Raw genomic sequence first — 26,234 nt, 5'->3', positions numbered from 1 at the left:
GTTTCAGACGGACGGTCACACGGCGCACGTCGCCGAGCGCGTGGTGACCGTCCTGGCAGGTGTACGTGGGGTCGGGGAGATCCGCGCGAGCGCGGTTCTCCCGGTGGGGTGCGGTCGTTACCGGATGCGTTCCAGCAGCAGGACACGGACGTTGGGCAGGGAGTCGGTCTTCGCGACCTTGAACCGGGTCGACAGCAGGACGGCCGTCTTCTCCGGCATGTCGGCGAACGGTTTGCCCAGCTGGGAGGTGGAGACCACCCACAGCCGGTCGGTCTTCGTCAGGCACTTGGCCGGTTCCGGGCATTCCACTGCGCCGAAGTTGCCCATCTGCTGCGGCGTGCGCCACATCAGCACGTCCTTGGGCCGGCCCGACGTCCCGGCGTTCCGGAACTCGAAGGCCATCGCGCGGCGTTCCGACTTCTGCCCTGAGAAGGCGATCCCGTCACCCGGCTCGAGCCCGCGGGCGATCACCTTGGCTGCGGCCCGGTAGTCCGGCTCGGCCGGGTCGTTCTGCCGGGCGAGCGCCAGGCCGGGCTGCGCCTGCCAGGCGAACGCGGCGGCCGCGACGGCTACCAGCACCCCGCCGAAGACGCGCCGGGCGGTGCCGGTACGGGCCGCCACGGTCAGCGGCCCGGACAGCCGGGTGACGGCGGCGCTCGCCAGCAGCACCCAGGCGGGCACGGTGAAGAGCAGGTACCGCGGCAGGAACAGGTGCAGTTGCGCCGCGGTCAGGTAGGTGACGACCGGGGGCAGCAGCACCCAGGGGGCCAGCAGCACCGCGTACTTGCGGACCACGAGGAGGCCGGCCACGCCGAGCCCCATGACCGCTCCACCGGTCACCCAGGAGCCGAACAGCTTGTCCGGATGGTTGACCAGGTCCTCGAACGTGGGATTGTTCCAGGCGATCTGCCCGCTTTGACCAGAACCCTGGGCCAGCATCGGGAGCACGAGGGACAGACCGGCCAGCGCGGCGGCGGCGAACGCCCAGTGAGCGATGCGGTCGCCCTTCCGCTTCGCCATGACCACCAGGCCCAGGTGCCCGGCGAGCACCGACAGCGACACCAGGTGGCTGAAACCGATCAGCGGGATCGTCACGGCGTACGCCGCCCAGCCTTTGAGGCTCGGCTTTTCCAGCACACGCAACAGAACCAGGGTGGACAGCAGCGCGAACGCGACCGCGAAGGCGTAGGGCCGCGCTTCCTGCCCGTACTGGGTGACCGAGGGCACCGAGGCGAAGACCAGGCCGGCCAGCAGCCCGGTCGCCGGGGTGAACATCCGTCGCCCGACGAGCGCGACCAGCCCGGCCGCGGCGGCCATGGCGAACGCCGCCGGGACCCGCAGGGCGGTCGGCGAGTCCCCGGCGACCATGACCCACAGGTGCATCACGAAGTAGTACGGGGCGAACACCACGTCGATGTTGCGGATCAGTCCGCCCAGGTCGCTGAGGGAGAGCCCGGTCGCCCACCAGGTGGCGTGCTCGTCACGCCACATCTGCCGGTCGCCGATGCCGTGCAGCGTGAGAGCGAGCGTGAGCGCAGCAGGGACGAGGAAGAGCAGCACGGCGGCGACCCGGCTGCCGCCGCCCTCCGGCCCGCCGTGCCGCCGGGGGTCCGGTTCCTCGCCGGCGGGAGCGGGCGCCGGTTCGTGGGTGGGTTCGGTGAGAGTCATCGTTTCACCCAGATCCGGTAGGTGGTCGAACCGTAGGCGTCAGTGGACGGCAGTACGGACACCAGCCGGTACCTGGAGTTGCCGTGCAGCGCGTCGGTGATGGCCTTGTCGTTGGACGAGGTGGCGTCCCCGTTGAGCACGATCGCGTCGAACCAGCCCGCCCGCACGGCCCTGCGGAAGCCGTCGGGGCCGGTGTGGTGCTTGCCGTCCCTGTCGGTGAAGTCGATGTCGTGCGTGCCCTGCCACTGGCCCCAACGGGTCTCGTCCCGCAGGTAGTAGGCGGGGATGTCGGACTGTTCGGCGAGGTACCGCCCGTCCTCGCCGACAGCCTTCCGCAGCGTCTCCACCATCTGGCCGGAGGCCGGGGGGTGGTAGAGCGACTGGGCCTGGGCCATGCCCACGACCAGGACCCCCACCCAGACCATGATGCCGAGCTGCGGGTAGCGGAAGTGCGCCCCCATGAGCCGGGAGATGCCGAGCCCCGCCATGGGCGCGGCGAACAGCAGGCCGAATCCGACGTGCTTGAAGAGTGAGACATCGTCGTTCAGCCAGGCCTGGCAGACGGGGGCGAGCAGGGCGGTGCCGCACAGCACCAGACCCAGCGCGGTGCGCCGGACGGCCCCGGGAGTGTCGCCCGCAGCCCAGGGCATCTCCCCCATACGCGACTTGCGTATGTAGTCGACGGCACCGCCGACCGCGACCAGGAGGACCAGGCCGCCCCATTCAGTGCTGTTCCACAGCACGTCCAGGGCGGGGTCCGTGCCGTGCGCCCGCCCAATGGTGGCGGAGGTGAAGCCGTGCAGCCCGCCGAAGAGGTACGCGCCCCCGAGGATCAGCAGCGTCCCGGCGCCGAAGAACAGGCCTCGCAGGTAGGCCCGCGCGCCCCGGTAGGGGTAGGCGGACAGCACGGCGAGGACCACCAGGCTCGGCAGATACAGGGCGGCGATGTACTTGGTCACCGCGGCGAGCGCCGCCAAGGGTGTGGCCGACAGCGCCAGGGCCGGGTGCGACCGGCCGGTGCGGACCAGGGCCCACGCGGCCCCGGCGACCAGGAAGACCGCCATCGCGTCGAAGCCGGCGACGTTCCCGAGCATCGCGGTGGACTCGACCACCGAGAACAGCGCGGCGGCGGACAGCCCGGCCCGCTCGCTGAACAGCCGGCTCGTCATCGCGTAGAGCAGCGCGGTGGCGCCCAGCATGAAGAACAGGCTGAGCAGGCGGGCGGCGAACAGACCGCCCACCGAGTCCGCCGCCGCGGCCAGCACCGGGTAGACCGCGGGGTGGCCGGGGAAGTGCCCCACGATTCCGGCGGGCATGTCGGCACCGTTGAGCAGGTGGTCGAGCCGGTAGTGGCCGGCCGACAGGTATCGCGCCTCGCTGTCGAAGGCGCGCCCGCTGAGCCGGAACCACAGCCCGGCCTGGACCAACAGGACGCACAGCACCACGCTCCGTCCGATCCAGGTGCTGCGCCGGGTGTCGACCGACCAGGCCGACACCGGCACCTCCGGTACGACGTAGCCGGGGGCGACGGGTGCCTCGGGCGCGGCCTGCCGCGGGTCTGCCTGGGAGGCGTCTGTCAGCGTGAGGGGCCGCGCCGCCGCCTGCGCGTAGTGCTCTTCGTACGGCTCCGGCTGGTACCGCGGGTAGGATCCGCGATCCTGCCACGCCCCGTCGTCGTGGAGGCCGGCGGGCTGCGACCCGTGGTCGTACCCGTAGTGGTGGGTGGGGTTCTGCTCCGTCACTGCTCCGGCACCTCGAAACCGATCCGGTCGTCGGCGACCAGACGCTTGAACTCCGCCAGGGCCAGCGGACTCGCCTGGAGTCGCCAGTCGGCGCGCTTGGCGATGTTGAACCAGATGAAGCCGAGAACGTCGTCGTCGCCCTCGACACCCTCGATGAGGTTGCGGACGTCCGCCCGGCGGCGCACACCGGGCTCGGAGGCGGTCTCGGAGAGGATGAAGGGCTTCTTCGTGAACTTGCGCACCTGGCTCGTCGTCGGGCCGTACAGGGTCTCGAAGGTCGACGCCCCCGTGGCCGTCCAGTACCCGACCACACCGACCCAGTCGACGTAGGCGTCACCGGGCCAGTACGGCTTCAGCGCCACGCCGGGGACGGGGTTGACGACGTTCGGGCTCCACACCCAGATGACGTTGGTCGCGCCCTCGTCCTGGAAGATGTCGTGGATGTGGCGCCATGCCTTCACGAACTGGGCAGGGGTCGCCTTCTGTGTGCCCCAGGGGTACCAGTGGCCGTTCATTTCGTGGCCGAAGCTGATGGCCACCGGTGCGTTGCCCTTTCGCACCTCGGAGGCGTAGCGCCTGATGTACTCGTCCTGCGATCCGTCGGCGATCTTGGCGAGCGACGGATCGAACGGCTCCCAGGAGACGTAGAGCATCGCGCCCGAGCCAAGCACGCGCCGGGCACCGTCGATGTTGAAGTCGTTGCCCCACGCGGAGTAGGAGGCGACGATGTTGGGCCGTTTGCCGACGAGACCGGTGTACTTCGTCACCGGCGCCAGGGAGTCGGGAGCACCGTCGAGCGCCACGCCGAAGAACTTCTTGTCGGGGTGCAGCAGGTCCGTGACGTCGTACGCGACCTCGGGCGCCTCGCTCGCGGCTTCGGAGTGCGGGGCGGGACCGCCAACGGGCTCGGAGTCCGTCGCCCCCGACGTGCAGCCGGCGAGGCAGACCAGGAGGGCTGCGACGGCCGCGCGACGGAGGGACAGGGAGAACCGGCTCATGCGGAGATCTCGCTTCTCGGCTGGACCAGAACGCGTCCGACGACGAGCGCGTAGAAGAGTCCGGAGGACAGGACGAGGGCGAAGTCCGGCGGGTAGCCGTCCAGCATCCGCCAGACCGCGGCGCACACCCAGACCACGGCGGTGCCGGCGCTCCAGATGCGGATGCCGAGCCAGAACCGGCGGGTCTTGTTCTTCTTCGCCCCCGAGGAACCGGTGGGCTGCCAACCCATCCGCTGCTTGCGCAGGATGTCCCAGATGGCGAAGAAGTGCGCCCACCCGTACATCAGCCGGGCCGACCAGGCCTCCAGCCGATACGGGGACTTGTGCCAGATCGGGAAGATGACGGTGGTGTAGATGATGCTCGGCAGCACCATCAGCAGATGGTCCACCTCGAGCTTGTCCGGCATGCTCAGGAGCAGCACGATCGGGATGATCGGCGCCGCGAAGGTGAACAGTGCGGTGTGGATGTAGTAGAAGAAGCCCGACAGGTAGCAGAGCCGGCTGGAGAATTTGATCCGGGCGTCCCAGAACTTCTTGCTGCCCAGCAGGCTCATCGAGCCGGAGCACCAGCGGTACTGCTGATTGAAGAAGGCTCCCGCGTTGTCCGGGCACACCCCGGTGGAGAGCGCGACCGGGATGTAGCGCAGGTCCCAGCCCAGGCCGCGCAGGTCGAAGCCGGTGTGCACATCCTCGGAGTGCTCGATGAGGGTCGTGCCGCCGTTGGTCTCCAGGGCGGCGCGCCGGTAGACGGCGCAGCTGCCGACGCAGATCGCGCCGTCGCTGCTCTGCCGGGACACCTGCACCGAGCGGTAGAAGAGCTCCTGCACCGCGCCGGCGCCGCGCTCGATCCAGTTCTGCGAGTCGAGCACCCGGAAGAATTGCGGCGACTGGACGATGCCAATCCGCTCGTCCGCCTCCATGTACGGGAGCATCTCCTCGAGGAGATCCGAGCGCGGGGTGAAGTCGGCGTCGAGGATCAGGATGTACTTGCCATCGGACTGCCCGAAGCCGAAGTGGAGGTTGCCCGCCTTCTTGAACCAGCCGCGATTCGGGCGGGTGCCGTAACGGAATCCGAAATCGGCGGCCATCGCCTCCAGCTCCGGGCTGGCGCCGTCGTCCAGGACGAAGGGGACGCACACACCCGGATAGCGGTCGGCCAGCGCGCGTACGTGCGTCCAGGTGTTGTGCAGGACCTCGATGGGTTCACCACACACCGGCAGGAACACGTCGACGGAGGGGTAGACCTCAGGCCGCCATTCCCGCACCAGCTGCCTGTGGCGCTTGAGGTCGAAACCCCGGGAGAAGCCGTTCACCCGCAACGAGACCAGGTAGTAGACCACGGTGAACAGCAGCGGCGGCGCGTAGAGCCACAGCAGCGGGTTGGACTGTGCGAGCTTGTACTGGCTGTAGCCCAGGCAGCAGAAGCTGATCACGGAGCTGATGGTCAGCACCCACAGGTTGCGCCTGGCGTACGCGTACTTCTCGCGGTCCGAGGGCGGCTGCGGCAGCAACCCCAGCTGCGGAACCTGCTTGCGCGTCGCGTGGCGGCGATTTACGGCAGGCTGCCGCTCCCGGCTTCCCCCCGCGAACGCAGGTTGAAGAGAACTCATGTGCACCCCCCGGGCCGGCGGCCCGTCTACCCCCACCTTTACTCGGCCTCCACATTTCGAACACAGAGCCGAGTGCCGGAAGTATATATGAGACCTACTGGGACGCCAGATACCCGATGAACCCCACGCGTCCGTTATGTGCAGCTTGCATGTAACTCGGGGTGAAAATACTTGGTTACGGAACAGTTACCGTCAGGGGCGTCTCAGACCGAACGGCCCGGATGTGCGCCGGCGACCCTCAATGACCGCGGACTCCAAGGGTCCCGGACCGCCACACGGTCCGGGACCCCGTGCCACGTCGCGGCGAAGTCGCGGAATCGGTCAGCGGCGGTACGCCGGGGCACCGTCACCTCGATGCGCGGGAGTTCCAGCTTGACGATCAGCAGGGCGTGAGGGATCGGCCGGGCGGCGATCCCGGAACGAAATGCGTCCGAGCGGTGCGGAATCACGTCCACCGATGATATGAACGATCACCCAGTCTTCACATTTGTTCCGCGCCTGTGACCACCCCGGGCGCGAAAGTCAGAGGAGGTCCGGTTTGGCCGGGTTTTCCGCGCTGCCCGCGCGCCGCGGCCGCCACCGCGACAGACGGCACAGACGGTTGTCCGCCATCGCCGCCATAGCCGGCGCGGCACTGATCGCCGCGACGATCAGCCTGGTGGGGCCGCCTGCCCAGGCCGACCAGACCACGCAGGGCGTCGACAATCTGCGCACCAACTGGGACCAGGACGAAGCCAGTCTCTCCCCGGCGCTCGTCCAGTCCTCCGCCTTCGGGCGGCTCTTCGCCACACAGCTGGACGGGCAGATATACGCCCAGCCACTGGTGGTGGGCGACGAAGTGATCGCCGTCACCGAGAGCAACACCGTGTACGGCCTCGACCGCGCGACCGGCGCGATCGAGTGGAGCAAGAACTACGGGCCGGCCTGGCCCGCCTCGGCGATCGGCTGCGGCGACCTGGTGCCCAACGTCGGGGCGACTGCCACCCCCGTCTACGACCCGGCCACCGGGGCGCTCTACTTCACCACCAAGGTCGACGACGGCACCTCCGCCCACCGCCACCCGCGCTGGCTGATGCACGCGGTGACCCCCACCTCCGGAGCAGAGCTCCCGGGTTGGCCGGTCACCATCGCCGGCACCCCCGGCAACGACCCGAATGCCGTCTTCGACGCGTTCTACGAACAGCAGCGCCCCGGCCTGCTGTTGATGGACGGCGCCGTTTACGCGGGCTTCGGCGGCCACTGCGACGCATGGCCGTACCGCGGCTACGTGGTCGGCGTGAGCACCACCGAGCACAAGATCACCTCGATGTGGGCCACCGAGGCCGGTATCGGCACCAACGGGGCCGGCATCTGGCAGTCCGGCGGCGGCCTGGTCTCCGACGGGTCCGGCCGGATCTTCTTCAGCACCGGAAACGGCATCAGCCCGGCGCCCGGACCGGGCAAGACCGTCCAGGGCACCCTGGCCGAATCGGTGGTCCGTCTGCAGGTCAACGCGGACAAGAGCCTCAGCACGGCTGACTTCTTCAGCCCGAGCGACGCCAACACCCTGGACCTGAACGACCAGGACATCTCCTCGGGCGCCCCGATGGCACTGCCCGACGGCTTCGGCACCAGCGAACACCCCCACCTGCTGGTCCAGCAGGGCAAGGACGGGCGGGTGTTCCTGCTCGACCGCGACAACCTCGGCGGCATGGGCCAGGGGGCCTCGGGCGGCGACGCCGCGGTGAGCGTGACCGGTCCCTACCAGGGCATGTGGGGGCACCCCGCGTTCTGGGGCGGCGACGGCGGCTATGTCTACGTCGTCGGCAGCTACGGTCCGCTGCGGGCACTCAAGTACGGCGTGCGCAACGGCGGCACCCCCGCGCTCACCCTCACCGGCCAGAGTCAGGACACCTTCGGCTACACGAGCGGCTCCCCGCTCGTCACGTCCAATGGCACGGACGATTCCAGTGCCCTGGTGTGGGTGGTCTCCGCGAGCAGCGCCTCGGGGGCCAACGGCACGCTGCGCGCCTACAGCCCCACTCCGGACGGCCACGGCCTGCTGCAACTGCTGTGGTCCGCGCCGATCGGCACCGCGACGAAGTTCAGCACCCCGACCGCCGACCGCGGGAAGGTGTACGTCGGCACCCGGGACGGCGTTCTCTACGGCTTCGGCAGCCCGGCGAGGACCGCCCTGACCGCGTCCTCCCTCGATTTCGGCCAGGTCGGCGTCGGCGCCAGCAGTTCGGCCGCCATGAGGCTGACGGCCACTCAGGACGTCAGCCTCGTCGGGCTCACGGCCTCGGGCGCCTTTTCGGTCGCGCCGTCCGCCGTTCCCACCCCCCAGGAGCCGAAGGCCCTGGCGACGGACGACTCCTTGGACGTGCCGATCACCTTCTCCCCGACGGCCCCCGGCGGCATCAACGGCACGCTGACCGCCAACCTCTCGGACGGACAGAAACTCGTCTTCGCCCTTCACGGCGTCGGCACCAAGCCCGGACTTGCGGCAGCGCCCGACGCCATGGACTTCGAGACGGTGCCCACCGGCAGCAACTCCACGCTGAACCTGCAGATCACCAACACCGGCACCGAACCGGAGCGGATCGACTCGATCGCCCCGCCGACCGGGCCGTTCGCCGCCTCCGGGCTGCCGGCAACGGGGACCGTCGTACCCGCCGGCGGATCGTTCGTGCTCTCGGTCACCTACACCCCGGCCGGCGACCAGGAGGACAGCTCCGCGCTGGTGATCACCAGCACGGGCGGCGGTGACACGCACACCGTGAGCGTTCCGGTCACTGGAACGGCCGTCACGGGACAGGGGCACCTCGAGTTCTCCACGGACTCGCTGGACTTCGGCTCCGTTCCGATCGGCAGCTCGAAGTCGCTCTCGTTCACCATCACGAACACCGGGAACATCCCGGTGACGGTCACGAAGGCCAAGGCGCCCACGGGTGACTTCAGCACCCCGCTGCAACTGTCCGAGGGCCTGGTCATCGGCCCGGAGCAGACCGCCGTGCAGAACGTGACGTTCACCCCTCGTTCGGCCGCGGATCTCAGCGCCTTCTACGAGGTCACCGGGACCGGCGTCGACGCGGACGGCAACGCCCAGGGCGCCATGTACGTGGCGGTCAAGGGCACGGGCACCGGCATCGCCACGACCACCTCGGCCAAGGACGGACTGTGGCAGGCCAACGGCACGACGGTGCTGGGCGGGGACGGCAGCGTCCAGCTGACCTCGGCCACCGCTAACCAGGCGGGCACGGCGGTGTACACCAAGCCGCTCCGCACCGACGGCCTGCGGACGACCTTCACCGCGCAGTTCGGTCCTGGCAACAGGGGAGTCGGCATGGCCTTCTCCCTGCTCGACCCGGCCCAGAACTCCGCCACGGCACTGGGCGCGCCCGGCGACGGTCTCGGCATCGCCGGGCGGCCGGGAGTGGTGGTCGCCTTCAGCACCGGCTGGAACAACACACTGCAGATGCAGAACTTCGCCGGTGTCGGCTACAGCTCATCCGGCTCGCCGACGATCGACTACCGGTCGGTGGACAAGCTCAGCACTTCCCTGCGCCAGGGCACGCACCAGGTGGACGTCCAGGTGGCCGGCGGTCATGTGTACGTCTGGGTCGACGGAGCCCAGGTGCTGGACGCCGCCGCGCCGGCACTGACATCCACCGCACTGGTGGCCTTCTCGGCCGGCACGAGCGTGGGTGCCGACGCGCACACGGTGAGCAATCTGGTGGTCAGCGAGGCCGCGCCGCCCGGTGAGGAGCCCAAGGCGGCGACCTCGCTCGGTCTCGTCGCCCCGAGTACGGGGGTCCCGGGTCGTGCCCTGACCGTCAAGGGCACGCTGACCTCGGGCGCGGCACTTCCCGCGGGTCAGGTCGTACACCTCACGCGCAACGGGACGGCACTGCGCGATGTGACGACCGCGGCGGACGGCTCCTTCACGTTCGGCGACACCCCACCGGCCGAGGGCACGTACACCTACGCCGCGAGCTACCCGGGCGACGCGACCCACGAGCAGTCGAGCACCGCTCAGCTCGTCCAGGTGTCCAAGCTGAGCACATCGGTCACGCTGACGGCTCCGTCCTCTGCCACTCGCACGCGGACCCTGACCGTGTCCGGCAAGCTCTCCGGTTCGCCCTTCGCCGCCGGCGAGGTCGTCAAGGTGACCAAGACCGACCTGGCACACGCGTCCGGCGTCGCACTGGCCGACGCGAAGGTTGCCTCGGACGGTTCCTTCACCTTCACGGACACCCCGCAGATCGGGGGTGCCAACACCTACAAGGTGGCCTACAGCGGCGACGTCTCACACCAGCCGGGCAGCCGCAGCGCCACCGTGCAGGTGTCCCGGGTCGCGACCTCCCTCTCCGTCGCCACCGACCACTCGACGTATCGGTATGGCCAGTCCGCGAAGATCACCGTCCACCTGGGCACGACCTACAACAGACGCACGGTCGCGATCTACGCCCAGCCGTTCGGCGCCGGGACGGCGGTCCTGGTGAGGTCGGGGACGGTGGACTCGCACGGAAATCTGACGGGCTACTACAAGCTGGTCCGCAACACCACGTTCAGCGCGGTGTTCACCGGTGACTACCGGTACGCCCCGAAGACCGTCGCCCGAACCGTGCAGTCCTACGTGCGGGTCTCGGAGAAGCTGTCGGGCTACTACACGAGCACGACGTACGGCGGCATCGTCTACCCGGTCTACCACCACACTGCGAAGGAGCGACTCGACGTCACGGTCGCACCCAACAAGGCGGGCCAGTGTGTCGTCTTCCGGGTGCAGCGGTACTACAGCAACGCCTGGCACACGCAGACCACCACACCCTGCGCTCCCCTCAGTTCCGCCAGCACCGGCCGGCACGAGATGTCGCTGGCCAACGCGACCAACGGCAGGTTCCGCGTGGCGGCGCGCTACGTGCACAGCAGCAGGGACGACAGCAATCCGAGCACATGGGGCGCCTGGCAGTACTTCACCGTCAGGCAGTGAGCCGCCCGGCTGATTCGCCCCGCCCTGGGGCAGCACCCCAGGGCGGGGCTCGGGCGGGGGTACCGCCGCACTGGAACGACCACGGCCCGGACCGCAGGCGAGCGGTCCGGGCCGTGTGCGTCCTCAGCTGCGCGATCGCGTCGCGGCGGCCGTCAGCGGTGGTGCGTCGGCGACACCGTCACCTCGACGCGCTGGAACTCCTTGAGCTCGGAGTAGCCCGTCGTGGCCATGGCGCGGCGCAGCGCGCCGAAGAAGTTCATGGAGCCGTCGGGCGCGTGCGAGGGGCCGAGCAGGATCTCCTCGGTCGTGCCCGCGGTGCCCAGGTTCATGCGCTTGCCGCGCGGCAGTTCCTCGTGGGTGGCCTCCATGCCCCAGTGGAAGCCGCGGCCGGGCGCGTCGGTGGCGCGGGCCAGCGGGGAGCCCATCATCACCGAGTCGGCGCCGCAGGCGATCGCCTTGGGCAGGTCGCCGCTGGAGCCGAAGCCGCCGTCGGCGATGACGTGCACGTAGCGGCCGCCGGACTCGTCCATGTAGTCACGGCGGGCCGCGGCCACGTCGGCGACCGCGGTCGCCATCGGCACCTGGATGCCGAGGACGTTGCGGGTGGTGTGGGCGGCGCCGCCGCCGAAGCCGACGAGCACGCCCGCCGCGCCGGTGCGCATCAGGTGCAGCGCCGCGGTGTAGGTGGCGCAACCGCCGACGATCACCGGCACGTCGAGCTCGTAGATGAACTGCTTCAGGTTGAGCGGCTCGTGCGAGCCGGACACGTGCTCGGCGGAGACCGTCGTGCCGCGGATGACGAAGATGTCCACGCCCGCGTCGACGACGGCCTTGGAGAACTGCGCGGTGCGCTGCGGGGAGAGCGCGGCGGCGGTGACCACGCCGGCGTCGCGCACCTCCTTGATGCGCTGGCCGATCAGCTCCTCCTTGATCGGCGCCGCGTAGAGCTCCTGCAGGCGCCTGGTGACGGAGGCGTCGTCCAGTTCGGCGATCTCGGCGAGCAGCGGCTCGGGGTCCTCGTAGCGGGTCCAAAGGCCCTCGAGGTTGAGCACGCCCAGGCCGCCGAGGTTGCCGATGCGGATCGCGGTCTCCGGGGAGACCACGGAGTCCATCGGGGCGGCCAGGAAGGGCAGCTCGAAGCGGTAGGCGTCGATCTGCCACGCGATCGAGACCTCCTTGGGGTCCCGTGTACGGCGGCTCGGGACGACGGCGATGTCGTCGAATGCGTACGCCCTGCGGCCGCGCTTGCCCCGCCCGATCTCGATCTCAGTCACTGTCGCTATGCCTTTCCTTCGTGGCTTGCCCGTCCAGTATCCCAGGGAGGGCAGGCGAAAGCCCGCGGCCGTACGGGACCGCGGGCTTCCGGTGAACCGGGTGATCCGTCAGCGCACGTGGTAGTTCGGCGCCTCGGTGGTCAGCTGGATGTCGTGCGGGTGGCTCTCCTTGAGGCCGGCCGCGGTGATCCGCACGAAGCGGCCCTTCTCCTTCAGCTCGGGGATCGTCGCGGAGCCGACGTAGCCCATGGAGGACCGCAGGCCGCCGATGAGCTGGTGGGCCACCGCCGAGAGCGGGCCGCGGTAGGGGACCTGGCCCTCGATGCCCTCGGGCACGAGCTTGTCCTCGGAGAGGATGTTGTCCTGGAAGTAGCGGTCCTTGGAGTACGACTTGGCCTGCCCGCGCGACTGCATCGCGCCGAGCGAGCCCATGCCGCGGTACGACTTGAACTGCTTGCCGTTGATGAAGAGCAGCTCGCCCGGCGACTCCTCGCAGCCCGCGAGGAGGCTGCCCAGCATGACGGTGTCCGCGCCGGCCGCGATCGCCTTGGCGATGTCGCCGGAGTACTGCAGGCCGCCGTCGCCGATCAGCGGGACGCCCGCGGGACCGGCCGCGAGGGAGGCCTCGTAGATCGCGGTGACCTGCGGCGCGCCGACACCGGCGACCACGCGGGTGGTGCAGATCGAGCCGGGGCCGACACCGACCTTGATGCCGTCGGCGCCCGCGTCGATCAGCGCCTGGGCGCCGTCGCGGGTGGCGACGTTGCCGGCCACCACGTCGATCTTGATGTTGGCCTTGACCTTGGCGACCATGTCGAGGATGCCGCGGCTGTGGCCGTGGGCGCTGTCGACGACCAGGAAGTCCGCGCCGGCCTCGACGAGCCGCTGGGCGCGCAGGAAGGCCTCGTCGCCGACGCCGACCGCGGCGCCGACCAGCAGGCGGCCCTCGGCGTCCTTGGCGGCGTTGGGGTACTTCTCGGCCTTCACGAAGTCCTTGACGGTGATCAGGCCCTTGAGCCGGCCCTCGTCGTCGACCAGCGGCAGCTTCTCGATCTTGTGCCTGCGCAGCAGCTCCATCGCCTCGACGCCGGAGATGCCGACCTTGCCGGTGACCAGCGGCATCGGCGTCATGACCTCGCGGACCTGGCGGGAGCGGTCGCTCTCGAAGGCCATGTCGCGGTTGGTGACGATGCCGAGCAGCTTGCCGGAGGCGTCGGTGACCGGGACGCCGCTGATGCGGAACTTGCCGCACAGGGCGTCGGCCTCGGCGAGGGTGGCGTCGGGGTGGACCGTGATCGGGTCGGTGACCATGCCGGACTCGGACCGCTTCACCAGGTCGACCTGGTTGACCTGGTCCTCGATGGACAGGTTGCGGTGGAGGACGCCGACACCGCCCTGGCGGGCCATGGCGATGGCCATCCGCGCCTCGGTGACCTTGTCCATCGCCGCCGACAGCAGCGGGATGTTCACGCTGACGTTCCGGGTGACCTTCGAGCGGGTGTCGACCTGGTTCGGCACGACGTCCGACGCACCCGGGAGCAGCAGCACGTCGTCGTAGGTGAGTCCGAGCAGTCCGAACTTATCGGCTACTCCGTCGGCGTTCAGCGTCATGACACCTTCCCCATGGTCTTGCCCGGCGAGATGTTCAATGCTAATGGGTCCCGCGGGAAACCATTTCCGCCCCCTGACGAGGGGGAAAGGCGGCGTCGCCTAGGCGCTGAGCCCGGGAGCAGCCGCGGCGGCTTCCTCCGCCAGCGCCCGCAGCCGGGACAGCGCGCGGTGCTGTGCCACCCGGACGGCCCCCGGCGACATGCCGAGCACCTGACCGGTCTCCTCGGCGGTGAGGCCCACGGCGACCCGGAGCAGCACGAGCTCGCGCTGGTGCTCCGGGAGGTTGGCCAGCAGCTTCTTCGCCCACTCCGCGTCGCTGCTGAGCAGCGCCCGCTCCTCGGGCCCGAGCGAGTCGTCCGCCTGCTCGGGCATCTCGTCGGAGGGCACCGCCGTCGAGCCCGGGCCGCGCATGGCGGCCCGCTGGAGATCGGCGACCTTGTGGGCGGCGATGCCGAAGACGAAGGCCTCGAAGGGCCGGCCCTGGTCCCGGTAGCGGGGCAGGGCGCACAGAACCGCGAGGCAGACCTCCTGGGCGAGGTCGTCCACGAAGTGGCGCGCGTCACCGGGCAGCCGCGACAGCCTCGTGCGGCAGTAGCGCTCGGCGAGCGGGTGCACATGGGCGAGCAGATCGTGCGTCGCCTGCTCGTCGCCCTCCACGGCTCGACGTACGAGAGCCCCTATGGCTGTCTCATTGCCGGTGGCCTCGTCGCGCATCCATCCATAGTGCATCGCCGCGGGCCGCTCCGTGGGCTCACACCCGTGGTTCTGGTCCGAAGCGTTATGCGGCGGGCCGTGTGGAACGTTTCGAGGGACCGCACCGACCGTAGTCATGTCATGCACCCGCCGCCCCGCCCGCCCGTGTCCCCGAGAGTCCATACCTCAAGCATGCGCCCTCGACGCGGAAACCGGTACGAGCGGGGCAGCCGCACAGCTGCCCCACAGCTCATCGGCCCCTCAGCCCTCAAAGCCGCTGCCTCAGCGCACCAGGCCCCAGCGGAAGCCGAGCGCCACCGCGTGGGCCCGGTCCGAGGCGCCGAGCTTCTTGAAGAGGCGTCGCGCGTGCGTCTTGACGGTGTCCTCGGAGAGGAAGAGCTCGCGGCCGATCTCGGCGTTGGAGCGACCGTGGCTCATGCCCTCGAGAACCTGGATCTCGCGGGCGGTCAGCGTCGGGGCGGCGCCCATCTCGGCGGAGCGCAGCCGGCGCGGGGCGAGCCGCCAGGTGGGGTCGGCCAGCGCCTGGGTGACCGTGGCCCTCAACTCGGCGCGCGAGGCGTCCTTGTGCAGGTATCCGCGGGCACCGGCGGCGACCGCGAGGGCCACCCCGTCCAGGTCCTCGGCGACCGTGAGCATGATGATGCGGGCGCCGGGGTCGGCTGACAGCAGCCGCCGTACGGTCTCGACACCGCCGAGGCCGGGCATCCGGACGTCCATGAGGATGAGGTCCGAGCGATCGGCGCCCCAGCGGCGGAGGACTTCCTCGCCGTTGGCCGCGGTCGTTACACGCTCGACGCCGGGCACGGTCGCAACCGCGCGGCGCAGGGCCTCTCGGGCAAGCGGGGAGTCGTCGCAGACGAGAACGGAAGTCATGACCGTCCTCCGCAGCTGATCCGCGTCACGTTGAGCCTCCAGGCTGTACGAATCGTTCACCGGTGGGGATGACGGCCTCGGGCGCCTGCCCGATTAGTTCGACCGCCAACCACTTCCGCACCTTCAACGACCCTCACTCGAAAGAGTTACGGAGTTTGGCGACCGTCTCCCGCACTCTCCGTGCGCGGACCGACACGGATCAGCAACGTCGCAGGTCGCGGCGGTAAGCCGGGCCCCAAAACGAAGCACAACGGGCGCCCGCTTGCAGCACACACACCCCGCCGACCGGGGGGCAATGTCAGATTTTGCCTGTTTGGAGGCTTTTTACCCGCATGGCGGGAGTTCGTTGGCGATTTTGTGATGAATCATATTTACATCTACTTCGACAGTAGATGTACGGTCGACAGCACCTGCCCCAGAGCTTCGCGCCTGGACGGTGTCCGATGCAGCCCACCTCTCGAGGAGATGAGCAATGGCAGACTTCTCCCGCCTCCCGGGCCCCAACGCCGACCTCTGGGACTGGCAGCTGGTCGCCGCCTGCCGCGGTGTCGACAGCTCCCTGTTCTTCCATCCCGAGGGAGAGCGCGGCGCCGCCCGGAGCGCGCGTGAGGCGGCGGCCAAGGAGGTGTGCATGCGCTGCCCCGTGCGCGCCGAATGCGCGACGCACGCTCTGACGGTCCGCGAGCCCTACGGGGTCTGGGGCGGACTCACCGAGGACGAGCGCGAGGAGATGATGGGCCGGTCCCGGAACCGGGTCATGAGCTCGCACGCCACCGGCAGTCACTGACACACCGGTCACCAGCCGCCGAGGAAACGTTTCATCACAAGCGACGGGGCCTCCGTCGCGGCGCGCCCTCAGCCCGCCGGACGGTCGCGCAGGGCCGCGAGCCGCAACCGCCCCAGCATCATGTCGACAGCCGGCACCTGAGCCAGGTCGGGCAGCGTCAGGGCCACCACGTCACGGCGTACGGCCGGCCTCAGCTCCCGTACGGCCACCCCGCGGAGCCGCACCGCCTCCAGTGCGAGGCCTGGCTGCGCCGAGACCCCCACCCCCGCCGCCACCAGGCCGATCGCCGCCGGGTAGTCGTCGGTGGCGAAGTCGATCCGCGGCTCGAAGCCCGCGCGCCCGCACAGCTCGACCAGATGCCGCCGGCAGTGCGGGCAGCCCGCGATCCACGGCTCGTCCGCGAGCTCGGCGAGCCGCACCGGACCACCGCCCCGGGCCAGCGCGTGCCCGGCCGGCAGCACCGCGAAGAGCCGGTCGGGCAGGAGCGGCCGCACCAGCAGCCCGTCCCACTGCGCTCCGTCCGGATCGCCCTCGTAGCGGTAGGCCAGCGCCAGTTCGCACTCCCCGGCGCGCAGCATCTCCACCGCGCGCGGCGGCTGCGCCTCCGCGAGCGTGATCCGTACATCCGGGTGCGCGGCGCGCATCGCCGCCAGGGCGGTGGGCACCAGGGACGGACCCGCGCTCGGGAACGACACCAGCCGCACCCGCCCGGCGCGCAGGCCCCCGATCGCCGCGACCTCCTCCTCGGCGGCGGCCAGTCCCGCCAGGATCCCGCTCGCGTGCCGCGCCAGCGCTTCGCCCGCCTCGGTCAGCCGGGTCGTCCGGCCGCCGCGGACCAGCAGCGGTGTGCCCGCGGACTGCTCCAGCGCCTTCATCTGCTGGCTGACCGCCGGCTGCGTGCAGCCCAGCTCCCGCGCGGCGCCCGACAGCGAGCCGGTGCGGGCCACGGCGCGCAGCACACGGAGGTGGCGGGCCTCGAACACGCCTCGAGCATAAGCATTGCTTGGGGGTCCGGTGCGGGGAACGATGATGGACTTTGGGCAGCCCCGGGCGCAGGCTGAGGAACCATGGACATCACCGGGGAATTCGCGCTGGACGCCGGGATCACCTACCTCAACACCGCCTCCTCGGGCATCGGGCCGCGCCGCGCCGCCGAGGTGCTGCGCACCGCCGCGGCCGCCTGGTCCGGGGGCACCGACGACTGGGTGCGCGACGAGCGCGCCCTCAACGCCACCCGCGCCACCTACGCCCGTCTCACCGGCGTCGCCGCCGACCGGGTCGCGGTCGGCTCCTCCGTCACCACGCACGTCGGCATGATCGCCGCAGCCCTCCCCGCCGGGGCCGAAGTCGTGCTGGCCGAGGGCGACTTCAGTTCGCTGGTCAACCCCTTCGCCTCACGCTCCGACGTCACCGTGCGCACCGTGCCCCTGGAGGGCGTCGCCGACGCCGTACGTCCCACCACCGGCCTCGTCGCCGTCAGCGCCGTGCAGTCCGCGGACGGCCGGGTCGCCGACCTCGCCGCGATCCGCGAGGCCGCCTCGCGGCACGGGGCGCGCGTGCTGGTCGACGCCACGCAGGCGGTCGGCTGGTTGCCGCTGCGCGCGGGCGGCTTCGACTACGTCGTGTGCGGCGGCTACAAATGGCTGCTCGCCCCGCGCGGGGTGTCCTTCCTGACCGTGCGGGAGGGCGCCGAGGACGGGCTGTCGCCGCACTTCGCGGGCTGGTACGCGGCCGAGGACCCGTGGGGCGACTGCTACGGGCCGGTGGCGCATCTCGCCCGCTCCGCACGGCGGTTCGACGTGCTGCCGCCGCTCCTGCCGTACCTGGCCGGGGCGGCCTCGCTCGGGCTGGTCGAGGAACTGGGCGTCGAGGCCATCGGCGCCCACGACATCGCACTGGCCGAGCACTTCCGGGCGGGCCTGCTGCGGCTGGGCCACAAGCCGGTGCCCTCCGGGGTGCACCCCTCGGCGATCGTGGCCGTCCCCGGCCTGGGCGACGCGGCGGAGCGGCTGGCCGCCGCCGGCATCCGGGTCTCGGCCCGCGCGGGCAATCTGCGGGCGGCCTTCCACCTGTACAACACCGAGACGGACGTGGACCGGCTTCTCGGCGTGCTCGCGGAGTGAGCCGCGGGGCGGTCGCGGCGGCGGCCGCGGGAAAACGCTTCGCCGGCAGCCCGGCGGCCGCCGTACGGTCGGGGCATGAAGCTGCTCTCGGTGAACGTGGGCCGCCCCCGTCCGAATCCGTGGAAGGACGTCGGGACGACGGGCATCGACAAGCACCCCGTCGCGGGCCCGGTGGCGGTGACCGCCCCGGGCCCCAAGGGCACCGGCGCGGTCGCTCTCGCGGGCGACCGCGTGTTCGACGCGGCGCACCACGGCGGCACCGACCAGGCCGTCTACGCCTACGCCCGCGAGGACCTGGACGACTGGGAGCGCGAGCTGGACCTGCCGCTGCGCAACGGCATGTTCGGGGAGAACCTGACGACCCTGGGACTGTGCGTCAACGAGGCGCTGATCGGCGAGCGTTGGCGGATCGGCGGCCCGGGCGGCGCCGTCCTGGAGGTGGCCTGCCCGCGCATCCCCTGCGGAACGTTCCAGGGCTGGCTGGAGCAGGGCGGCTGGATCAAGCGGTTCACCCGGGCGGCGCTGCCCGGCGCCTACCTCCGGGTCGCCGAGCCCGGCGAGATCCGGGCGGGCGACCGGGTCGAGGTCGTCCACCGCCCGGACCACGAGGTGACCGTCGCCCTGACCTTCCGGGCGGTCACCCTGGAGCCGGAGCTGCTCCCCCGGCTGCTCGCGGCGGACGCGCTCCCGGCGGAGGTCCGCGCCGCGGCCCGCAGACGTTCGGGCGGGCACTAGCCTGCGGGGCATGACGACTTCACTCATCACGGGAGCCACCGCGGGTCTCGGCGCGGCCTTCGCGCGCCGGCTCGCGAGCGACGGTCACGCCCTCGTCCTGGTCGCGCGCGACGAGCAGCGGCTGGAGGAGTGCGCCGCCGAGTTGCGGAGCGCGTACGCGGTGACCGTGGAGGTGCTGCCGGCCGACCTGTCGACGGACAAGGGCATCGAGACGGTCGAGGCCCGGTTGCGCGACCGCGAGCGGCCGGTCGGTGTGCTGGTCAACAACGCGGGCTTCGGCAACCGGGGAGCCTTCGGCGACGTGCCGATGGCCGACGAGCTGACCATGCTCAAGGTGCACTGCGAGGCCGTGCTGCGGCTGACCGGGGCCGCGACCGCGGCCATGAGGGAGCGCGGCCGCGGCTTCGTGATCAACGTGGCCTCGGTGGCGGCCTTCGTGCCGCGCGGCACCTACGGGGCGAGCAAGGCCTGGGTCGTCAGCTTCACCCAGGGCCTGGCCAGGGAACTGGCGGGCACCGGGGTACGGCTGCTGGCGCTGTGCCCGGGCTTCGTCCGCACCGAGTTCCACCAGCGGGCCGGGATGGACACCGGCAACATCCCCGGCTGGGCGTGGCTGGACGCGGACAAGGTCGTCGCGGCGGCCATCCGCGACCTGGCCCGCGGCCGCTCCCTGAGCGTGCCCGACCCCCGCTACAAGGCCGCGGTCGCCGCGGCCAGGTTGGCCCCGACCGGCGCGTTCGGCCGGGCCTCGACGAAGGCGGGACGGCGCTTCGGGCCGGTCTACCCCCGCGACTAGCAGCGGCATTCCCCCATAAAATGGACGGCGGACTCGGGGATCGCCCAGCGCACGGCCCCCGGGAGGGCGCCATGACATTCGTCCAGATCATCGACTGCAGGACCAGCAGGTACGACGACATGAACCGGCTCATGGACACCTGGATCGAGGCGACGAAGGGCAAGCGCACCGCGACCCATTCCATGGTCGGCCGGGACCGCTCCGGCGCGGACCACCTGGTGGAGATCGTGGAGTTCCCCTCCTACGAGGAGGCGATGCGGAACTCCACGCTCCCCGAGACCAACCGGATCTTCGAGGAGATGGTCGCCCTCTGCGAGGAGGCCCCCACCTTCACCGACCTCGACGTCCTCCGTGACGAGCAGCTCAACAAGGCCACGTGCCGCCGCTTCTTCCAGGAGCTGTGCGGCCGGGACGACCCGGCGGGGTACGACGAGATGTTCACGGCCGGATACCTCGACCACGACATCGGGATGGACGAGGACACCACGGGCCCGGACGCCCTCCGCGAGGAGACCCTCGCGTACCGGCACGGCTTCCCGGACTTCGGGTTCACCGTCGAGGACCAGATCGCCGAGGGCGACCGGGTGGTGACCAGGTGGAGCTGGCGCGGCACCAACTCCGGGGAGATGCGCGGGATGCCGCCGAGCGGCAAGGAGGTCTCCACCGTCGGCACCACGACCTTCCGCTTCGAGGGCGGCAGGATCGCCGAGGGCTGGTGGCACTGGGACTCGCTCGGCATGCTCAGCCAGATGGGCGTCATCAGGCTGCCGTCCTAGGGCCGTGGACAGCCCGAAGGCCCCCGTTCCCGGGCGGGAACGGGGGCCTTCGCGGTACAGCTCAGTGGGAGTGGCCGTGGCCGTGGCCGTGACCGGCCTCGGCGGGCTCCTCCTCCTTCTTCTCCACCACGAGGGTCTCGGTGGTGAGGAGCAGGGAGGCGATGGAGGCGGCGTTCTCCAGGGCGGAGCGGGTGACCTTGACCGGGTCGATGACGCCGGACTTCACCAGGTCGCCGTACTCGCCGGTCGCGGCGTTGAAGCCGTGGCCCTTCTCCAGCTCGGAGACCTTGGAGGTGATGACGTAGCCCTCCAGGCCGGCGTTCTCGGCGATCCAGCGCAGCGGCTCGACCGCGGCGCGGCGGACGACCGCCACACCGGTGGCCTCGTCGCCGGACTTGCCGAGGTTGTCGTCGAGCACCTTGACCGCGTGGACGAGCGCGGAGCCGCCACCGGAGACGATGCCCTCCTCGACCGCGGCGCGGGTCGCGGAGATGGCGTCCTCCAGACGGTGCTTCTTCTCCTTGAGCTCGACCTCGGTGGCCGCGCCGACACGGATGACGCACACGCCGCCGGCCAGCTTGGCGAGGCGCTCCTGGAGCTTCTCGCGGTCCCAGTCGGAGTCGGTCGCGGTGATCTCGGCCTTGATCTGGTTGATCCGGCCGGTGATCTCCGAGGACTCGCCGGCGCCGTCGACGATGGTGGTGTCGTCCTTGGTGACGGTCACGCGGCGGGCGGTGCCGAGCACGTCCAGGCCGACCTGGTCGAGCTTGAGGCCGACCTCCTCGGCGACGACGGTGCCGCCGGTGAGGGTGGCGATGTCGCCCAGCATGGCCTTGCGGCGGTCGCCGAAGCCGGGGGCCTTGACCGCGACCGCGTTGAAGGTGCCGCGGATCTTGTTGACCACCAGGGTCGACAGGGCCTCGCCCTCGACGTCCTCGGCGATGATCAGCAGCGGCTTGGAGGCACCGGCCTGCAGGATCTTCTCCAGCAGCGGGAGCAGGTCCTGGATGGAGGAGATCTTGCCCTGGGTGATCAGGATGTACGGGTCCTCCAGGACGGCCTCCTGACGCTCCTGGTCCGTCACGAAGTACGGCGACAGGTAGCCCTTGTCGAAGGCCATGCCCTCGGTGAAGTCCAGCTCCAGGCCGAAGGTGTTGGACTCCTCGACGGTGATGACACCGTCCTTGCCGACCTTGTCGATCGCCTCGGCGATCAGCTCGCCGACCTGCTTGTCCTGGGCGGACAGCGCGGCGACGGCGGCGACGTCCTCCTTGCCCTCGATCGGGCGGGCGGTGGCGAGCAGCTCGTCCGAGACGGCCTTGACGGCGGCGTCGATGCCCTTCTTCAGGGCGGCCGGGGAAGCGCCGGCGGCGACGTTGCGCAGACCCTCGCGGACCAGCGCCTGGGCGAGCACGGTGGCGGTGGTGGTGCCGTCACCAGCGATGTCGTTGGTCTTGGTCGCCACCTCCTTCACCAGCTGCGCGCCGAGGTTCTCGTACGGGTCGTCGATCTCGACCTCACGCGCGATGGTCACACCGTCGTTGGTGATGGTCGGGGCGCCGAACTTCTTGTCGATGACGACATTGCGGCCCTTGGGGCCGATGGTCACCTTCACGGTGTCGGCGAGCTTGTTGACGCCACGCTCGAGGGCGCGACGGGCGTCCTCGTCGAACTTCAGGATCTTGGCCATACCGGCGGAATTCCTCGTCTTTGGGTTCTCGTCAAAGACCGCGCCCCGGGTCCCCGGTCCGTGCGAGGACTCGGTGTACCCGGGGCGTGATCACGGCATTTCTCGATTACGAGCGGCGCCGGATTTACTTCTCGACGATCGCGAGGACGTCGCGAGCCGAGAGGACGAGGTACTCCTCGCCGCTGTACTTGACCTCGGTGCCGCCGTACTTGCTGTACAGCACGATGTCGCCGACCTTGACGTCGAGCGGGATGCGGTTGCCGTCCTCGAAGCGACCCGGGCCCACGGCCAGGACGACGCCCTCCTGGGGCTTCTCCTTGGCGGTGTCCGGGATGACCAGGCCGGAGGCGGTGGTCTGCTCGGCATCCAGCGGCTGGACCACGATGCGGTCCTCGAGCGGCTTGATGGCAACCTTGGTGCTGGCGGTCGTCACGATCCGACCTCCCCCTTCAAAGGGCTCACGGGAGTGTCTGTCTGGGGTGGCGACCTGGTAGGCCCGTCGTCGCGGGTGCCGGACCTGCCCGTCGCTTTTGTGCTGGCACTCGGCATGGCTGAGTGCCAGGTCTGAGATTAGGACGCGCTTAGCACTCGGTCAAGCGGAGTGCCAACGCCGCGCCGTACGCGGTGCGCTTCCGGCGGGAGAACGGCCCGCCCGGACGCGCGGTTCCGGACCCGTCCGGGCCCCTCCCGGCCCCGCCGCTCACGTGCGCGACGCGCTCCACGCACCGAGCGCGGCAAGGGTGAAGCCGTCGCGCAACTCGCCCGCGCGGACGGCCTCGGCGACGTCCCGCGGGCTCCACCAGCGCGCGTCGGCGACCTCACCCTCCCCCGCGGCGCCGGGCCGCGGGACGGCGTCCTGCGCGACGGTGACCTCGACGACGGCCACCTGGCTCTCCAGCAGCCCGGAGTCGACGTCCAGCCGGGCCACGACCGTCGCCGCGGAGCCCGCGAGGCCGGTCTCCTCGGCCAGTTCCCGCAGCGCGTCGGCGGCGGGGTCGGTCTCACCGAAGCCGCGCGGCAGCTCCCAGGCCCAGCGGCCCACCGCGGGGCGCCACTGACGGACCATCAGCACATCGTCACCCCGCCGGGCGAGGACCACGACACCTGTGCGACCGCCGCCGACCCGGACCCGGTGCAGCTCCACCTCCGCGCCCGAGGGCAGCCGGTAGGTGTCGAGGTGGACCTCGCACCAGCGCCCGCCCTCGGCGTCGCCGTACGCCTTGCGGGTGCGGGTGCGTACCGCCTCGGTGTCCATCAGACCGCCCCCCGCGGGCTCGCCGGGAACTCCATCACGTCGTACCGCCCGCGGTAGCCCCGCAAGCGCGGCAGCCCCGCGGACACGGCCGCGACGACCACGGGGGCCAGGGCTCCCGCCGCGCCGGCCGCGAACGCCCCGAGCGTCCCCTGCCCGAGCACCCCCGCGGCGACGCTCAGCCCGCCCGCCGCCGCCGTCTCCGTGCCCAGCCCGCGGACCACCCGCGCGATGCGCTGGACACGCGTCACCGGCACCTCGTCCGCGCCGCCTTCCGGGGGCTCCTTCGTCCTGCCGCCCAGCATGTCGCCGACATCCTGGAGCGCGGCGAGGTCGCGCCGCTGCCACCACGCGGTCAGCGCGTCGGCGGCGTCGTCGGTGAAACGCTGCCACTGCGCCGCGGTCAGCAGCCCGAGCCGCAACTGGAAGCGGGTCGGCCAGGCCACGACCGGGGTGTGTTCCCCCAGGGCCTCGGCCTCCGCGCGCGGTACGCCGTGCCGGGTGGCGCTGAGCCCGAGCGCGCACCCCTCACCGGCGGCGATCGCCCGGTAGTACGACTCGTCGAAGGCGTCGCGCAGTGCCTCCGCGTCGGCCCGCACGGCCGGGGCGGGGGCGCGCAGCAGGGGGGCGAGCCGCTCGTGCAGGCGGCTGCGGTGGGGCATGCCGTCCACGTCGAACTCCCCGCCGGCCCAGGCGGCCAGCACCGCCCGTCCCTCGTCGGTGGCCGGCATCCCCGGCGGGGGCGGGGGCTGCACGGCGTACGCGGTCGCCCAGTCGGCCGGCCGCAGCTCGCTGACCTCCAACTGGCCGCGATCGGCCGCCTCCAGCCAGTCGTTCCAGCGGCTGACCATGCGACGGCGCAACGGGGTGCCGAGGACCCCGGTCGCCGCGAGCAGCCGGTCCGCCGTGACGGCCGGCCCCTCCGCGGCGAGGGTCGCGGCGGCCGCGGCGGCGTCCGCGCGGGCGCCGAGTTCGCGCTGCAGACGCAGGCACTGCTCGTCGGGGAGCGGCAGGGAGGAGAAGAGGAACCCACGGGCGAGCAGCGCGACGAGCTGCCCCGCCAGGTCCGCGCCGCGGGCGTTGACCCGGATCGGCACCATCGCCCCGCCGCCGACGGCGCGCAGCGCGAGCTCGTCCAGGAGTTCGGCGGGCCGCAGGACCGCGAAGGCGGCGCCGTCGAGCAACTGGGAGTAGGCCAGGAAGAGGCCGCCGCCCTGGAGGACCTCCCAGCGCAGCCGCCCGAGCAGTTCCGCCCGGGTCCGCGCGTCCGCGCGCTCCACCGGGGCGGCGCGGCCGGGTGCGCCGGCGCTGAGCGTGGCCCGCTGCCGTAAGGAGTCCCATTCCGTGCTGAGCACTGCCGTCATCTCCGCCCCCCTCGCCGCCGCCCGTACCGGGCAAGTCCAGCACGCGCCGGGGGCGCGGGACAATGGACGACGTGGATCTCGACGCGTTCTCGGCACTGCTGACCGACGAGGGGCAGGCGCTGCTGGCCTCCCTGCGGGACTACGACCCCGCCGGCGAACTGGCCACCGCCACGCGGCTGCGGCGGGAGCACGACGCCGGGCTGGTGTCGGCGGCGCTCACGCAGGCGCGGCTGCGGCAGCGGGCGGTGGCGAAGTTCGGGGAGGACGCCTACCGGATGTACTTCACGCCCGACGGGGTCGAGCAGTCGACGCGGGCCTCGGTGGCGGCGCACCGGGCGGAGCGGTTCGCGGCGCTCGGGGTGCGGCGGCTGGCCGATCTGTGCTGCGGGGTCGGCGGGGACGCGATCCCGCTGGCGCGCGCCGGGGTGGAGGTGCTGGCGGTCGACCGTTCTCCGCTGGCCTGCGCGGTGGCGCGGGCGAACGCGCAGGCACTGGGGCTGGCCGGGCGGATCGAGGTGCGCTGCGCCGATGTGGCCGAGGTCGGCACGGAGGGGTACGACGCGGTGTTCGTGGACCCGGCCCGGCGTGGCGGTCGGGGCAGGATTTTTGACCCCGAGGCGTACTCCCCGCCGCTGTCGTGGGCGGTGGCGGCGGCGCGCGTGGCGCCCTTGGCCGCGCTGAAGGTGGCGCCGGGGATCCCGCACGAGGCCGTGCCGGAGGACGCCGAGGCGGAGTGGGTCTCCGACCACGGTGACGTGAAGGAGGCCGTGCTCTGGTTCGGCACCGCGCCGGGCACCCGCCGGGCGACACTGCTCCCGGCGGGCGCCACCCTGCCCGCCGCCGGGTTGCCCGACCCGCGGGTGCGCCCCGTGGGGCGCTGGCTGTACGAGCCCGACGGCGCGGTCATCCGCGCCCACATGGTGGCCGACGTGGCGGCGCAGGTCGGCGGCGGGCTGATCGACGAGACCATCGCGTACGTCACCTCGGACGAGCCGCACATCACGCCCTACGCCTCCGCGTACGAGATCACCGATGTGCTGCCCTTCAACCTCAAGCGGCTCAAGGCGCTGCTGCGCGAACGCGAGGTCGGCGTGCTGACCGTCAAGAAGCGCGGCTCGGCCGTCGAGCCCGAGGAGCTGCGCCGCCGGGTCAAGCCCCAGGGCCCCAACGCGGCCACCGTCTTCCTGACCCGGGTCGCGGGCGCCCCGAGCATGCTGCTGGGCACCCCGGCACCGGCCTAGGGGTAGCC

General features: G+C 71.4%; 20 protein-coding genes. 7 read left to right on the top strand and 13 right to left on the bottom strand.

Annotation, left to right across the window (positions count from 1 at the left end):
• Nucleotides 1–117: 117 nt before the first annotated feature.
• From ACWDAS_RS09425 to ACWDAS_RS09410, 4 genes are read right to left on the bottom strand one after another with little or no spacing between them, the layout of a single operon-like run.
• Entirely contained in the window at nucleotides 118–1,668 is a 1,551-nt protein-coding gene (locus ACWDAS_RS09425) for a glycosyltransferase family 39 protein (protein WP_450388271.1), read from the bottom strand.
• A complete protein-coding gene (locus ACWDAS_RS09420) occupies nucleotides 1,665–3,410 on the bottom strand; it encodes an ArnT family glycosyltransferase (protein ID WP_450388270.1) in 1,746 nt (581 codons plus the stop codon). The genes ACWDAS_RS09425 and ACWDAS_RS09420 overlap by 4 nt, the downstream gene beginning before the upstream one ends.
• Nucleotides 3,407–4,408: a glycoside hydrolase family 26 protein gene (locus ACWDAS_RS09415; RefSeq protein ID WP_450388269.1), complete on the bottom strand. Its 1,002-nt coding sequence runs from the start codon at nucleotides 4,406–4,408 to the stop codon at nucleotides 3,407–3,409. Before ACWDAS_RS09415 ends, ACWDAS_RS09420 begins: the two co-directional genes overlap by 4 nt.
• Nucleotides 4,405–6,018 carry a glycosyltransferase family 2 protein gene (locus tag ACWDAS_RS09410; protein ID WP_450388268.1) on the bottom strand — a complete coding sequence of 538 codons (1,614 nt, stop codon included), beginning with the start codon at nucleotides 6,016–6,018 and terminating at the stop codon, nucleotides 4,405–4,407. The genes ACWDAS_RS09415 and ACWDAS_RS09410 overlap by 4 nt, the downstream gene beginning before the upstream one ends.
• A 538-nt stretch (nucleotides 6,019–6,556) precedes the next feature.
• On the opposite strand from ACWDAS_RS09410, the gene ACWDAS_RS09405 reads away from it, so the two are divergent.
• On the top strand, nucleotides 6,557–10,990 hold the full coding sequence (locus ACWDAS_RS09405) for an Ig-like domain-containing protein (RefSeq protein ID WP_450388267.1): 4,434 nt from the start codon (nucleotides 6,557–6,559) through the stop codon (nucleotides 10,988–10,990).
• A gap of 152 nt (nucleotides 10,991–11,142) precedes the next feature.
• Here ACWDAS_RS09405 and ACWDAS_RS09400 read toward each other — a convergent pair whose 3' ends face one another.
• The 4 genes from ACWDAS_RS09400 to ACWDAS_RS09385 form a co-directional block, all read right to left on the bottom strand.
• Nucleotides 11,143–12,264: a GuaB3 family IMP dehydrogenase-related protein gene (locus ACWDAS_RS09400; RefSeq protein WP_450388266.1), complete on the bottom strand. Its 1,122-nt coding sequence runs from the start codon at nucleotides 12,262–12,264 to the stop codon at nucleotides 11,143–11,145.
• Nucleotides 12,265–12,372: 108 nt separating this feature from the next.
• Complete coding sequence (gene guaB, locus ACWDAS_RS09395; RefSeq protein WP_450388265.1) at nucleotides 12,373–13,875, bottom strand: IMP dehydrogenase; 1,503 nt, start codon at nucleotides 13,873–13,875, stop codon at nucleotides 12,373–12,375.
• Nucleotides 13,876–13,974: 99 nt separating this feature from the next.
• A complete protein-coding gene (locus ACWDAS_RS09390) occupies nucleotides 13,975–14,589 on the bottom strand; it encodes a sigma-70 family RNA polymerase sigma factor (protein WP_450388264.1) in 615 nt (204 codons plus the stop codon).
• A 261-nt stretch (nucleotides 14,590–14,850) separates the two neighbouring features.
• Nucleotides 14,851–15,462: a response regulator transcription factor gene (locus ACWDAS_RS09385; RefSeq protein WP_003948568.1), complete on the bottom strand. Its 612-nt coding sequence runs from the start codon at nucleotides 15,460–15,462 to the stop codon at nucleotides 14,851–14,853.
• 472 nt (nucleotides 15,463–15,934) lie between these two features.
• On the opposite strand from ACWDAS_RS09385, the gene ACWDAS_RS09380 reads away from it, so the two are divergent.
• Entirely contained in the window at nucleotides 15,935–16,249 is a 315-nt protein-coding gene (locus tag ACWDAS_RS09380; protein WP_319138961.1) for a WhiB family transcriptional regulator, read from the top strand.
• A 68-nt stretch (nucleotides 16,250–16,317) separates the two neighbouring features.
• On the opposite strand, the gene ACWDAS_RS09375 is transcribed toward ACWDAS_RS09380, so the two are convergent.
• The gene (locus ACWDAS_RS09375; RefSeq protein ID WP_450388263.1) at nucleotides 16,318–17,232 is read right to left on the bottom strand and encodes a LysR family transcriptional regulator; all 915 of its coding nucleotides are present in this window, start codon (nucleotides 17,230–17,232) and stop codon (nucleotides 16,318–16,320) included.
• A gap of 84 nt (nucleotides 17,233–17,316) precedes the next feature.
• Here ACWDAS_RS09375 and ACWDAS_RS09370 point away from each other — a divergent pair, with 84 nt between their 5' ends.
• The 4 genes from ACWDAS_RS09370 to ACWDAS_RS09355 all read left to right on the top strand — a co-directional run bounded on the left by ACWDAS_RS09370 (nucleotide 17,317) and on the right by ACWDAS_RS09355 (nucleotide 20,679).
• Nucleotides 17,317–18,372: an aminotransferase class V-fold PLP-dependent enzyme gene (locus tag ACWDAS_RS09370; RefSeq protein ID WP_450388262.1), complete on the top strand. Its 1,056-nt coding sequence runs from the start codon at nucleotides 17,317–17,319 to the stop codon at nucleotides 18,370–18,372.
• Between the two features lie 75 nt (nucleotides 18,373–18,447).
• The gene (locus ACWDAS_RS09365; RefSeq protein WP_450388261.1) at nucleotides 18,448–19,107 is read left to right on the top strand and encodes an MOSC domain-containing protein; all 660 of its coding nucleotides are present in this window, start codon (nucleotides 18,448–18,450) and stop codon (nucleotides 19,105–19,107) included.
• A gap of 10 nt (nucleotides 19,108–19,117) precedes the next feature.
• Nucleotides 19,118–19,903 carry an SDR family NAD(P)-dependent oxidoreductase gene (locus ACWDAS_RS09360; RefSeq protein WP_450388260.1) on the top strand — a complete coding sequence of 262 codons (786 nt, stop codon included), beginning with the start codon at nucleotides 19,118–19,120 and terminating at the stop codon, nucleotides 19,901–19,903.
• Nucleotides 19,904–19,974: 71 nt separating this feature from the next.
• Nucleotides 19,975–20,679 (top strand): ester cyclase, encoded by a 705-nt coding sequence (locus tag ACWDAS_RS09355; RefSeq protein WP_450388259.1) that lies wholly within the window; start codon nucleotides 19,975–19,977, stop codon nucleotides 20,677–20,679.
• 61 nt (nucleotides 20,680–20,740) lie between these two features.
• On the opposite strand, the gene groL is transcribed toward ACWDAS_RS09355, so the two are convergent.
• The 4 genes from groL to ACWDAS_RS09335 all read right to left on the bottom strand — a co-directional run bounded on the left by groL (nucleotide 20,741) and on the right by ACWDAS_RS09335 (nucleotide 24,985).
• Nucleotides 20,741–22,369: a chaperonin GroEL gene (gene groL, locus ACWDAS_RS09350; protein WP_450388258.1), complete on the bottom strand. Its 1,629-nt coding sequence runs from the start codon at nucleotides 22,367–22,369 to the stop codon at nucleotides 20,741–20,743.
• Nucleotides 22,370–22,493: 124 nt separating this feature from the next.
• On the bottom strand, nucleotides 22,494–22,802 hold the full coding sequence (gene groES, locus ACWDAS_RS09345; RefSeq protein ID WP_018562788.1) for a co-chaperone GroES: 309 nt from the start codon (nucleotides 22,800–22,802) through the stop codon (nucleotides 22,494–22,496).
• Nucleotides 22,803–23,069: 267 nt separating this feature from the next.
• Nucleotides 23,070–23,624, bottom strand: coding sequence for an NUDIX hydrolase (locus tag ACWDAS_RS09340; protein WP_450388257.1), 555 nt, complete (start codon nucleotides 23,622–23,624; stop codon nucleotides 23,070–23,072).
• The gene (locus ACWDAS_RS09335) at nucleotides 23,624–24,985 is read right to left on the bottom strand and encodes a hypothetical protein (protein ID WP_450388256.1); all 1,362 of its coding nucleotides are present in this window, start codon (nucleotides 24,983–24,985) and stop codon (nucleotides 23,624–23,626) included. The genes ACWDAS_RS09340 and ACWDAS_RS09335 overlap by 1 nt, the downstream gene beginning before the upstream one ends.
• A gap of 62 nt (nucleotides 24,986–25,047) precedes the next feature.
• On the opposite strand from ACWDAS_RS09335, the gene ACWDAS_RS09330 reads away from it, so the two are divergent.
• Complete coding sequence (locus ACWDAS_RS09330) at nucleotides 25,048–26,226, top strand: THUMP-like domain-containing protein (protein WP_450388255.1); 1,179 nt, start codon at nucleotides 25,048–25,050, stop codon at nucleotides 26,224–26,226.
• Nucleotides 26,227–26,234 lie beyond the last annotated feature (8 nt).

The sequence above is a fragment of the Streptomyces sp. NPDC001070 genome (genome assembly GCF_053598835.1).
The sequence above is the reverse complement of the archived record's forward strand: the minus strand, read 5'-3'. Positions and strand labels throughout refer to the sequence as shown.

Bases quoted from the DNA above. Each gene is read 5' to 3' on its own strand.
- ACWDAS_RS09425 (WP_450388271.1), bottom strand. From the start codon at position 1,668: ATGACTCTCACCGAACCCACCCACGAACCGGCGCCCGCTCCCGCCGGC.
- ACWDAS_RS09415 (WP_450388269.1), bottom strand. From the start codon at position 4,408: ATGAGCCGGTTCTCCCTGTCCCTCCGTCGCGCGGCCGTCGCAGCCCTC.
- ACWDAS_RS09410 (WP_450388268.1), bottom strand. From the start codon at position 6,018: ATGAGTTCTCTTCAACCTGCGTTCGCGGGGGGAAGCCGGGAGCGGCAG.
- guaB (WP_450388265.1), bottom strand. From the start codon at position 13,875: ATGACGCTGAACGCCGACGGAGTAGCCGATAAGTTCGGACTGCTCGGA.
- ACWDAS_RS09390 (WP_450388264.1), bottom strand. From the start codon at position 14,589: ATGCGCGACGAGGCCACCGGCAATGAGACAGCCATAGGGGCTCTCGTA.
- ACWDAS_RS09385 (WP_003948568.1), bottom strand. From the start codon at position 15,462: ATGACTTCCGTTCTCGTCTGCGACGACTCCCCGCTTGCCCGAGAGGCC.
- ACWDAS_RS09380 (WP_319138961.1), top strand. From the start codon at position 15,935: ATGGCAGACTTCTCCCGCCTCCCGGGCCCCAACGCCGACCTCTGGGAC.
- ACWDAS_RS09370 (WP_450388262.1), top strand. From the start codon at position 17,317: ATGGACATCACCGGGGAATTCGCGCTGGACGCCGGGATCACCTACCTC.
- ACWDAS_RS09365 (WP_450388261.1), top strand. From the start codon at position 18,448: ATGAAGCTGCTCTCGGTGAACGTGGGCCGCCCCCGTCCGAATCCGTGG.
- ACWDAS_RS09360 (WP_450388260.1), top strand. From the start codon at position 19,118: ATGACGACTTCACTCATCACGGGAGCCACCGCGGGTCTCGGCGCGGCC.
- ACWDAS_RS09355 (WP_450388259.1), top strand. From the start codon at position 19,975: ATGACATTCGTCCAGATCATCGACTGCAGGACCAGCAGGTACGACGAC.
- groL (WP_450388258.1), bottom strand. From the start codon at position 22,369: ATGGCCAAGATCCTGAAGTTCGACGAGGACGCCCGTCGCGCCCTCGAG.
- ACWDAS_RS09340 (WP_450388257.1), bottom strand. From the start codon at position 23,624: ATGGACACCGAGGCGGTACGCACCCGCACCCGCAAGGCGTACGGCGAC.
- ACWDAS_RS09335 (WP_450388256.1), bottom strand. From the start codon at position 24,985: ATGACGGCAGTGCTCAGCACGGAATGGGACTCCTTACGGCAGCGGGCC.
- ACWDAS_RS09330 (WP_450388255.1), top strand. From the start codon at position 25,048: ATGGACGACGTGGATCTCGACGCGTTCTCGGCACTGCTGACCGACGAG.